Consider the following 10,515-nt stretch of genomic DNA (forward strand, 5'->3'; position numbering starts at 1 on the left):
AGTTATTTAATTAGTCATGTTTCTTTTCAAAATCTGTTTCTTTTCTTAGTGGTTCTTCAAGAATTTCAGATTTACTTTCAAAATTGTTTTTTTGTTACTTGGATTTCATTTTTGTTTTTTTGTTATTTTTTTTAGTGAATTGATATTATTTTTTTTCATTTTTTTAGGCAAAAAGAGTCCCTGTACGAGATATTTCACTCGTATTAAAACCGTTCCGATAAGGCAAAAGATGACTCGATATATTAGTCAATCAGAAAAAAATGACTAATATTTTTTTTAGATAATCTTAAAAATGAAACATTAAATTCTAGCTTGTTTTCTTATTAAAGATTTACCAAACTGTAACAGCTTCTGGTTCACTTTGAGGGGAACGAACCGTTTTAGTTCCAGTTGTTACTTCTACATAATAAGTAAAGCTATTTTGATTATATTCTTTAGGGGTTATTTCTAATTGATACACATTTCTGTTCACATTCTTCAATGCTTTTTCCGTATAATTTTTCTCATTTAAGGCTTTGTAAAATACTTTTACCGAAGCAATTTTTTGAGAAGACAAAATCCTGACTTTAGTCACTAAAGATTCACCTTGTTTTATAATGGTTTGCCTTGTTGGCATTACAATTCTGGTTTCGCCTTTATATGCTGTCGACATTTTAATTTCTGGAATATCTCCTAACAATTCTGTCAAAACTTTATCGTATTGATGAATCTGATTTAGACTTCCAAGATTATGCTGTTCTAGATTTGCAATAGTTCCCATTTCGCCATTTGTACTTACAGTCTGCATCAGGCAATCTCCCATTTTTTCCCAGGCTTTTGCAACTTCATTTCTTTTTGCAATTAATTCATTAGCCAGTTTTATTTTTTCTTCCTTTGATTTTGCTTTTCCAATTTGTACGTTTAAACGTTCCATATCAGCTAAAATGCAACCAACATTTCCTTGATATTTTGCGTAATAAAAAGTGTTTAACCAATAATTGTAACGTTCCAGATTTCCTTTTCCTACAACAAGATTTTTAGCATTTTCATACGTTTTTATAAAATCATATTTTTTCTGATACTTTTCCCAAGCTTCATAATTTGGTTTAATCATTCCAGGACCTTTTTTGCCCCAGTCGGCTGTTCTTGGAAAATTAGCATGTCTGTCTTTGCTTCCTAATTTAAATTCCCCACCATCTAAAGAAGTAAACAAATTACCTAATTGAGTAGCGGCTTTTGGTCCAAATTGCAGTGAAGCCCACTCTTTATATATTTCACTTGGATTAATGTGGCGAATACTGTCTCCTGGAGATTTATATTTATCAGCTTCCCAACCTGATCTTGCCAAAGCCATAAAACTTGGCGAAAGATTTTTTGTTCTCCAGTGAATTCCCATCATTCCTGTACATCCAAAGCGAAAGGCATCTGAGGCATCTTTCAAAATTCTTCCCGCCCAAAACTGTGGTGTCACCATTGCAGGATCATCTTCAACCCATGAGATTTGCCATTTTGGTCTGTTGTTGACATTTTTAAAAGCAGACTCAACAGGCGTAAATCCAACTTCTCTATTAATTACAGAAAAAGGCATTTCTTTTGGAAATAAATTGTCAAATTCCGCTCGGTCTCTTGCAGGACCTAAAACCCAACCACTTGTTGCTAAAGTGAAAGGTGCTTTGACATTGCTTTTTGCCTGAATGGCACTTTGTATATCCTGAATTGTTTTTTCAACCGCCGCATCATTTTGTCCGTCCCAAGTCCAGGTTTCTGGCGTCCAAAACCAATAATAATCTAACGGATGCGTTGCCATAATTCTAGAAAAAATTCCCTCGTACAGCTTTACTCTTGCTTCTTTAGAATTCAAATCAATGCCCTGAGCAATCAATCTTTGCTGTACATCAAACGGAATTGTTAATGGCGTTTCAGTTCCGATACATGTTTTTACCCCTAAATCTTTTGCCAATGTAAAAGTGTTTCCAAGCATTGATCCAACTTCATCAAAAATCTTTACATTTTCTTTTTCTGTGTGAGGCCATCCCGATACATTTTTCATGTAAGAAGCGCCATACCTATCTGTTTCAAATAATTGTGAAGCTCCAAAATGATAATCAGAAGTATTTTTAGGATAATAAGCCCAAGTACTGTCTGCCGTGTTGGAATGCAAAACCGGATAAGCAGATTTTACAGTTCCGTTTTTATTAAACTGATCTTTTGTGCCAATCCAAACCATTGGTTCTGCGCGTTCCCAACCTCCAAATGGGCGTTTTTCAGGATAAGTATGAAATCCGATAAAGTTCATTCCCATTTTTGGTAATTGCGAAATAACAGCTTTATAATCTTCTTCATTCCACCAATCCGGTCCTTCAGGAAAATCATGAAAAGGCTGAATACCTCTAAGAGCAAATGCTGGATTATGCGTTTCGTTGAAACCATTCAGTTTTACAGTATCCAATTTTTCATCAGGAATAATATCGCCATCAATCATAAAACCAACACCAAGCGATTCTATGTATTTATAAGCTCCGTATAGAATACCTTCTGATGAGCCTCCAACGATAAAAAGCTGGTCTTTTTCTTCAGATTTCAATAAATACGAATCTCCTTCAACTTTTATAACATTACTTTTGTTTTCAAATTTTTCAAATTGAGACAAAATAATAGCTTTGCCTTTTACTTGCTCTTTTCCTTCATAAACTGCAATTTCCGGAAGTTCCCCAGATCTCACATAAATATATTTCTGAAGTTCCTTAGCAGCCAGAATTTCTTTTGGCGATGCGTCTTTTGCATAATAAATAGTGAGCGTTTTTGATTCGCCACAACTTATCAAAACAAGTAAAACAACTGTTACACAGATTAATTTTGCTAAAGCTTTTTTGTAATTCATTTTAAAATTCATTGTAATTCTTCTAAAAGTTTTTTTTTAATCCTGATATCTATTTTTTAAAAAATGAAGCATTCTTTCATTAATATTCCATTGATCTACAACTGGCTGTTTAGTATATGGCAGAACAAACATATAAGGCGCGGGGCCAAATTCTGGTGTTATGCTTATTTGAGATTCACCTTCAATTATTTTTCTTTTTATAATGGCATCCCACCAGTTTAAATGTTTCTCTAAAGCATCATTCCACTCTGGAGCAAAAGGATCTGAAACTTGTGCCGCTTCAGTATGACCAATTCTTGCATGAATATGTTCTGTTCTCTCAAGTGCTAAATTCATAGCCTTTTGCTGATCATCCAAATAAGATTCTGCAACATTTACCCAATGTGAAGCATCTAATGTCAGCTTTAATTCCTGATTTTCTTCTAAGAACTTTTCTGTGATATGAGCTGCAAAAGAAAACTTGTTTCGGTGCGTTTCATGATAAATTGGTATTCCGATCTTTATTTCACTTTTCTTTGCTTCAGCAATCAAAATCTGATTTTGTTCTTTCGAAAAAAAATCTTTTCCTGTTTGCGAATTAATGCAATAAAATGGTAAACCTGAAACTTTTTCCAGCCACTTATTGTATATTTTTAAATGTTCCTCAAAATTCGAATCATTGGTGTCAAAATGCTGAGCAATAATCTTTAACTCATATAATTTCGAAATCTCTAAAACCCTTTCAATTTCATTTCTGGAAACTTCTTTTGCAATCGCCCACTCCACACCATCATACCCTGCATTTTTAACCTTTTCAAAAAACTCATTCCAATTTAAATTTTCACTTCCCCAGCGAGGGCAAAAAAAATTAATCTTCATTTACATTTATTTTTGACTTTATAGCCAAAACTTCTGGCCTTAAAAAAGGTTTATTAACATCAGTAATTTCTTTATAGGAATAAGGATCAATTCCTGCTACAATTACAATATCACGCAAATCATCAGATGGCGGTAATTTACCATCCTGATCCCACGGTAGCATTGATTCTGCACTCATGTAATGATTAACTAAAGCCGTTCTAAAATTTGATGCGGTCTGATTTCTCAATGAACTGTGCAACGTATATCCGTTAAAAAACACTACAGAACCTCTTTTTACCTCAACCGGAATCATGTCTTCCTCCTTGTACGATGACACATCTACGGTATCAACATCGGCAAAGCTTTTATTCTCATTTTTTACTCTTGGCAAAATGTATCCAAGTTTATGAGAACCTGGAATAATCCATAAACAGCCATTGTCAATATTTGCATCATCAATCGCAATCCAAACACCAATTAGCGATTTATCTCTGGTTGGGATATAAAATTCATCCTGATGCCATGATTGTCCAGCTTTCCCTGGAGCTTTTACAAAAAGCATCGATTGCATACACTTTACATTTTCGCTAACTAAGTTTTGAAGTATTGATACTATTTTATCATGTTTTAAAAAAGAATAGATAACTTCTGAAATTTTATGCGGAAAATGAATAGCCACATATTTTTTTAGAATGTCTTCGTCTTCTTCATTTTGTGACGATTCAATAAGACCGTCAATTAAACCACGATTCCCTTTGAAAATTTCTTTTGTTTCGTTTTTTAGAATATCTATCTCATTATCAGACAATAAATCTGATACAATTAGATAACCATTATTATCATAAAACTCACGTTGATTTTTTATATCCAGATTCAAATTTGTCATTATTTTAAAATTCTTATTATTAAAAATTCATTAACATTGCAAATAAAAAGAGTTTTTCGGGAAGATACTGCGCAATAATTGTTTAGTTTATAAACTATTTTAATATTTCAAGTAATCTTCATAAATTAATTGTCGTAAAAATATTATAAATGAAACCACATGTTCAAAAATTACCATTATCGCAAAATAATTCGTTTGTAGCGAGAACATATTGCACACCTAATTTTGAAGTAACCTGGCATCAGCATGTTGAGATTGAAATTATATTTTTTACTCAAGGTGAAGGCTTAGGGTTTATTGGAAATGATGTTAGTGAATTTAAAACCGGAGATGTTTATTTTATTGGCTCAAATGTTCCGCATACCTTTCAAAAAAGAGATAAAAGCATGATAACCAGTGCCATTGTCATTCAATTTAAAGAAGATTTTTGGGGAAGCGATTTTTTAAATCTTCCTGAAAACATACATATCAAACAGTTAATTGCTACTTCTAAATTAGGACTAAAAGTCAACGAAAAACATACAGCTAAACTTGGAAAGCTGATTACTAAAATGCAGGATGGCCCATTTCATAAACGTATTTTACTTTTATACCAATGCCTAACCATATTGACCAAGAAAAACTGCTACACTAAATTAACAGAACAACAGATTGCTTTTCAAAACATTAAGGAGAAAATTAGAATTGAAAAAGTATTCAATTACAGTATCGAAAATTTCCAAAATGAAATCAAAATAAAAGACATTGCAGATTTGGCCGGAATGACGGAGCCAGCATTTTGCAACTATTTTAAGAAAAGTACCAAAAAGTCATATATCAATTTCCTTAACGAAATAAGAATCGGACACGTGTGCAATCTTCTTTTAGAAACTAATCTGCCCGTTTCAGACATTTGCTACGATAGCGGATTTCAAACTATTGCCAATTTTAACAAACAGTTTTTGAAACTTAAAAAAATGACTCCATCCAAATACAGGATTTTATACAAAAAAGAATCATTTTATGAAATTCCGGAGATAGCTTAATTTGAAAATCAAAATATTAAAATTGTTTTAGAAAAAATATCTTCATTTTGAAGTGTTAAAATAATCAACAAAAAAAGGTTGCTAATAACATCAGCAACCTTTTTTTGTTTTTTTAGGCAAGTATATTCTTGGTTCTAAAATCTTATTTCTTTGCACTAATCTTTCTTCCACAAATTTTCCATTTCCTCCAATGTTTTTCCTTTTGTTTCCGGAATAAATTTCCATACAAAAAGCATTGCAAGAATTCCCATTAAACCGTAAATATAATAGGCAAAACCGTGATTAAATTGTTGTACTAAATAAGAATTTTTATCCATAATAGGAAATGACCACGAAACCAGATAATTCGAAATCCATTGTACAGCTACTGCAATAGCCATAGCTTTTCCTCTAATTTTATTTGGAAAAATCTCAGATAACAATACCCAGGTTACAGGTCCCCAGCTCATTGCAAAACCGGCAACATACAATAACATACATAAAAGTGCAAAAATTCCCATTGATTTACTTTGAAAAGAAACTCCAAGTAAAATCATTGCCACGGCCATTCCTAAAGCACCAATTATCATTAATGGTTTTCTGCCTACTTTATCAACTGTCTGAATTGCTAAAACGGTAAATAATAAATTTACTGCTCCCACAATTATAGTCTGCAATAAAGCATTATCTGTTCCTGAACCCATTGTTTTGAAGATTTCAGGAGCATAATACAAAACCACATTAATTCCTATAAATTGCTGAAAAAACGATAACAACATTCCGAAAATTATAACTGCCAAACCGTAAGAAAATAATTTACCTGAATGATCAGCCAAAGTATTTTTAATCTCAACAAGTATTTTATTTGCTTCCTCTTTTCCATTAATTTTTTCTAAAACCGCAAAAGCTTCACTTTCTTTCGACTGAAGCATTAAAGAACGAGGCGTATCTGGAACAAAAAACAAAAGTCCTAAAAAGAGAATAGCAAATACAATCTCAGATGCAAACATGTAGCGCCATCCTAATGTATCCAGCCATGTTTCATCTCCTTGTTTTGCAATAAAATAATTGACAAAATATACAATCAGCATTCCAAAAATAATAGCAAACTGATTCATTGACACTAATTTACCTCTGTTTTTTGCAGGAGCAATCTCAGCAATATAAAGTGGAGAAAGCATTGAAGCTAAACCAACTCCAATTCCTCCGATCATTCGGTACGTCATAAAGAAATTAATAAAAGTATAATCTCCTTTACCAATTGGTCTAATAAAAATTTCCGGTGCAGCTGAACCAATAGAAGAAAGTAAAAATAGAATTCCTGCCAAAATCAATCCTTTTTTTCTTCCCAGTTTTTTACTGATAAATCCACTAACTATTCCTCCAATAATACAGCCGATTAAAGCGCTTGAAACTACAAATCCTAATTGTGAGCTTGCTGCATCCTCTGTTAATCCTAAAGGAAGTACAAAAAATTTCTCTAAAGAACTCACGGTTCCTGAAATGACAGCAGTATGATAGCCAAAAAGCATTCCGCCCAAAGTGGCGATCATCGTTAATTTCAATAAAAACTTAGAATTTGACACATTATCCATTTTAATAAAAATATTGATTTAAATATTACAAAAAAGGCTTATTTTTTCAGTATTAAAAATTAATTTGCCATTTTTTTGAGCCGAATATAAAACAAGTCCATGAATTAGAATATGACAAATTGAAATTTGTAATGATTCTGAATTATAAAACGTATTGCTATTTCTTACTCGAATTTACATTAAAAGCAAACTAAAACTTAAAGCTCTATCCATCAACAATATAAATACACAAAAAATATTCGAAGTAATTCAAAAGCTATTATAAGATCTATTAATTAGCTTTAAAATTATTGTAATAAAATAACTACTTCTGTTTTTATACTAGGCTCTTAATTTTAGTTTGTTTAAAAATGATTTGATGACGCATACATTCCTAAATAAGTTCCCACAAAACCGCCTGCTTTTTTGGTACTCAAAATACTTGCATCGACGTTTTCTGCCAGAACTTTCCAATTATCATCTTGATTTGTTTTATAATAAAAAGTAAAATACTGAGCCTCACCTTCAATTCTAAAGAACAAAGCTTTTGAAGAGCTCAAAAGTTCTTGTTTTCTTACAATTTCAGATTTACCCTCATTTACTTCATTTGTTGCTTTTTCCAAATATATTTCCTGTTTATTTTCGGCATTTAAACGAATACCAAGCAACAGATAATTTTTCTCATTTTGAAAAGCCGCTAAACCAGCTGTGGCTTTATTACCTTTTAAATCAAAAGATACTTTTGTCGAAATATCAAATTGAAGATGCTGCTGTCTTCTTCCAATAAAAGAAAAATTGACAAGTTCTTTTATAGATTCTTTTCTGGCTTTAACAAATAATTTTCCATCTTTCAACTCGTGCCATTTTTCAGAAGGAGTTCGAACGAAATTCCATTTAAAATCAAGTTTATCTGAATCAAATTCGTCATCTGAAATAAAATTTCCATTCATAGGTAAAACCGATTCTCTTGAGAGTGGTAAATTTGGTCTTTTATGAATAAACGGAATAGGTTCATTTCCGCCAGTTATTTCAGGCCAGCCATTTTTCCATTCAACAGGAAGCATAAAAGTTTCTCTTCCTGTATTATATAAATCATCGCCATAAGGTCTGCATCCTAAAAAGACCGACCACCACTCTCCATTTGGCAATTGTATAAAATCGGCATGACCTGTAGTTGTAACCTGATTTTTCCTGTTTGGATCTAAATTTTTCTGTGTCAAAATTGGATTCATTTCATAACTTTCATACGGTCCGAAAATGTTTTTACTTCTAAAAACTACTTCGGTATGACGATATTCTGTTCCTCCTTGCGCGCAAATCATATAATAAAAACCGTCTTTTTTAATAATGTGCGGACCTTCAATCCAGACTGGTTTTTCAGCCATGTTTGTTCCACCATTTATTACAAGTTTTGGTTCGCCAATAATTTTAAAATTTTTAATATCATACTCAAACATATAAATCGCGCGGTGTCCTCCATGAACAGAAATATTATTTGGCGGAGGACCATTATGCGTTATATAAACTTTTCCGTTATCATCAAAGAAAATGTCAGGATCGATTCCGTCAATATTCGGAAACCATATTGGATTTGACCAAGGTCCTGCTGGATTTTTTGCCGTGACAATAAAATTTCCACCAGCATCAACATTGGTGCAAACCACATAAAAAGTTCCGTCATGACATCTAATTGTCGGAGCGTACATTCCCTTTGAAATTGCCAGAGTAAAATTGGCTTGTTCTTTTCTATCTATCACATGACCTATCTGTTTCCAATTGACTAAATCTTCACTTTCAAAAATTGGAAGTCCCGGAAAGTATGAAAAAGAAGAATTTACGAGATAAAATTTATTGCCAACTCTGCAAATACTTGGATCCGGGTAAAATCCAGATAAAATTGGGTTGAAATAATTATCATTGGTTCTGGTAATTGTTTTATAGATTTGGTCTTTTCCTTCATAATGGAAATAATCAAAAACTGCGTAGTCAGAATTCATAACAAAATTTGAGCTTTTTGACACTCTCATACATCCTGAGAATAAAATCAAAAACAAAAAACTTATTGCTATATAACATTTTAGTTGACTCACTTTTAATCTTTTAAAATTATTAAAATATAAAAGTCAAACCTAATAAGAAAGTTTTTTACCAAACGGTACTAAATCGTCAAAGAATGATATAATATAAATCGCTGGTTTTTTATTTTTTTTTAATCTAAAAGAAAAAATCAAGCAATACACATATGCTTATGTTTAACAAAAGAGTTATTTCATTCTAGAGATGATAACGATTCTTCGTTTAAAAGCTAAAGTAAATTAATGGTCGTTTAACTTTCTAAAATAGAGATTTTAGAAAATAATTAAGATTTCATTTTTAACTTCGTTTACAATTTCAGTTAGAACATCCTGAAATGTATACTTTTTTAATATATTTTGTAATACAAAAAAAGAATAATGCTACTGTCTGTTAATTTGTCAGCATTTTAATTTTAGTGAATGATTTAATATTAGAAAAATAAAAATTTGAATTTGGTGCAGAATCGGTGCATAGAGGTTCAAGACATACATAAAAGTGGTACATACAGCGGTTTCAAGCTTAAAGTTCGAATCCTGCTCTCCCCACAAAAGTCCTAATCTAAAGATTAGGACTTTTTTTTTGCTAAAAAAAACAAAAACTGCAAATCTTAGGATTTTCAGATTTTCCTTTTATAATTCTTTTATTTTGTTTTCAATCTCCCAAAATCTTTATGACAAAATCATGGCATATTGCCACTGTAGTTCTCTTAGTTTTTGACACAAAAAGCTATGCAGTTTTGGAGAAAAATAAAATATGAAGAGTAAACGAACTTAATAAACCACTTTCTGTATTAAATAATTTTACTTACCCAAAACTTCTTTTTAGCGACATTCATCTCAAAGAATCATACATCATTTTTTTTTTTTAAAACAGAATTAAAATCAAAACACTTAGCAAAAATCTAGTGGTTTGATTGATAGTAAAGTTTTTTATGCATCATCTGTCATAGATAATGCTTCAAATGTGCTACTATTATTATTACTGCAAAACTAAATTTACACTCTTAGAAACCAAACATTTGATGTTTGGAAATCTGATTATTATAGCAATTAAAAATACTATAATAAAGCGCATTGTATATCTGAATTTAGTAACCTCAATAATAAAACTTAAAACCACAAATGAAAAATAAAAAATTACTAACTATTGGAGTTTTTGCTCTGTTTACTGTTGGAAATATGAATGCACAAAAAAAGCCGTATCTGGATAAAAATAAAACCGTTGAGCAGCGCATAGACCTGCTTCTGCCATTAATGACGCTGGAGGAAAAAGTTG

At 31.6% G+C, this 10,515-nt stretch carries 6 protein-coding genes; 1 reads left to right on the forward strand and 5 read right to left on the reverse strand.

Annotated features, from left to right (window positions below; genetic code table 11):
• Positions 1–331 precede the first annotated feature (331 nt).
• From JC605_RS23345 to JC605_RS23355, 3 genes are read right to left on the reverse strand one after another with little or no spacing between them, the layout of a single operon-like run.
• Entirely contained in the window at positions 332–2,860 is a 2,529-nt protein-coding gene (locus tag JC605_RS23345) for an alpha-glucuronidase family glycosyl hydrolase (protein WP_198858486.1), read from the reverse strand.
• A gap of 36 nt (positions 2,861–2,896) precedes the next feature.
• A complete protein-coding gene (locus JC605_RS23350; RefSeq protein ID WP_198858487.1) occupies positions 2,897–3,718 on the reverse strand; it encodes a sugar phosphate isomerase/epimerase in 822 nt (273 codons plus the stop codon).
• Positions 3,708–4,586 (reverse strand): phytanoyl-CoA dioxygenase family protein, encoded by an 879-nt coding sequence (locus JC605_RS23355; RefSeq protein WP_198858488.1) that lies wholly within the window; start codon positions 4,584–4,586, stop codon positions 3,708–3,710. The genes JC605_RS23350 and JC605_RS23355 overlap by 11 nt, the downstream gene beginning before the upstream one ends.
• 149 nt (positions 4,587–4,735) lie before the next feature.
• Between JC605_RS23355 and JC605_RS23360 the strand changes: the two genes are divergently transcribed.
• A complete protein-coding gene (locus JC605_RS23360; RefSeq protein ID WP_198858489.1) occupies positions 4,736–5,611 on the forward strand; it encodes an AraC family transcriptional regulator in 876 nt (291 codons plus the stop codon).
• Between the two features lie 155 nt (positions 5,612–5,766).
• Here JC605_RS23360 and xylE read toward each other — a convergent pair whose 3' ends face one another.
• Both xylE and JC605_RS23370 read right to left on the reverse strand, forming a co-directional pair.
• A complete protein-coding gene (gene xylE, locus JC605_RS23365) occupies positions 5,767–7,185 on the reverse strand; it encodes a D-xylose transporter XylE (protein WP_198858490.1) in 1,419 nt (472 codons plus the stop codon).
• A 344-nt stretch (positions 7,186–7,529) separates the two neighbouring features.
• Entirely contained in the window at positions 7,530–9,161 is a 1,632-nt protein-coding gene (locus tag JC605_RS23370) for a glycoside hydrolase family 43 protein (RefSeq protein WP_198858491.1), read from the reverse strand.
• Between the last annotated feature and the right edge of the window lie 1,354 nt (positions 9,162–10,515).

Source organism: Flavobacterium sp. IB48, assembly GCF_016405855.1.
GTDB lineage: Bacteria > Bacteroidota > Bacteroidia > Flavobacteriales > Flavobacteriaceae > Flavobacterium > Flavobacterium ginsengisoli.

Excerpts from the sequence above, each read along its gene's own strand:
- JC605_RS23345 (WP_198858486.1), bottom strand. The coding sequence starts at position 2,860 with ATGAATTACAAAAAAGCTTTAGCAAAATTAATCTGTGTAACAGTTGTT.
- JC605_RS23350 (WP_198858487.1), bottom strand. The coding sequence starts at position 3,718 with ATGAAGATTAATTTTTTTTGCCCTCGCTGGGGAAGTGAAAATTTAAAT.
- JC605_RS23355 (WP_198858488.1), bottom strand. The coding sequence starts at position 4,586 with ATGACAAATTTGAATCTGGATATAAAAAATCAACGTGAGTTTTATGAT.
- JC605_RS23360 (WP_198858489.1), top strand. The coding sequence starts at position 4,736 with ATGAAACCACATGTTCAAAAATTACCATTATCGCAAAATAATTCGTTT.
- xylE (WP_198858490.1), bottom strand. The coding sequence starts at position 7,185 with ATGGATAATGTGTCAAATTCTAAGTTTTTATTGAAATTAACGATGATC.
- JC605_RS23370 (WP_198858491.1), bottom strand. The coding sequence starts at position 9,161 with ATGAATTCTGACTACGCAGTTTTTGATTATTTCCATTATGAAGGAAAA.